This window comes from Anaerococcus groningensis (assembly GCF_046365465.1).
Taxonomy (GTDB): Bacteria; Bacillota; Clostridia; order Tissierellales; family Peptoniphilaceae; genus Anaerococcus; species Anaerococcus groningensis.
The window spans coordinates 1-542 of sequence record NZ_JBGMEG010000028.1 but is presented as its reverse complement, the minus strand read 5'-3'; the positions used below and the strand labels follow the sequence as shown (position 1 = coordinate 542).

Genomic DNA, 542 nt, shown 5'->3' with positions numbered 1-542 from the left:
ATGGAAATATTTATGTAGGTCCTGATGTAAAAAAATATATAGAAAAGCTATGAGATATAAGATAGATAGCAAGACAAAAAGATATATTCTTTATCTTATACTCTTAGTAGCTGCATACTACTTAGTGGAAACCTTGCCTTTTAGAGACAAGGAAAAAACTAAAAGTGAAATAGTATCTGAAAATATAAAGAGTTTGGAAGCTAGCACAGATGAGTTATCGGGGCTAATAACTGATGATAAAGAAGCTATAAATGATTTTTTCTTTAATGAAAATACTAGCGAAAAAATAATCGGCCTTATAAACACTTATTCATCTGATAGGGAACTTAAGATAAATGACAATCTAAAGGTATTTTTACAACAAGAGGGCAATCCTATAAGGATTAGGTATAAGCGTGCCGAATTTGAAATCATCAATACCAAGATAAGAAATCAAGGAGATGCTGGTGACAATATGGCCATAACCCATGATGTAGTTGTAGTTGGTAACCCCAATGAGATAAATAATTACTATCTAATCCATGATTTGAAAACTTATTTAG

Annotated in this window: 1 protein-coding gene; it reads left to right on the top strand. The window is 30.8% G+C overall.

What is annotated here, in order from left to right; all coding sequences use genetic code 11:
* Positions 1 to 49: 49 nt before the first annotated feature.
* A partial coding sequence (locus tag AB9Q04_RS08090; protein ID WP_410024827.1) for a hypothetical protein occupies positions 50 to 542 on the top strand: 493 nt, incomplete at its 3' end.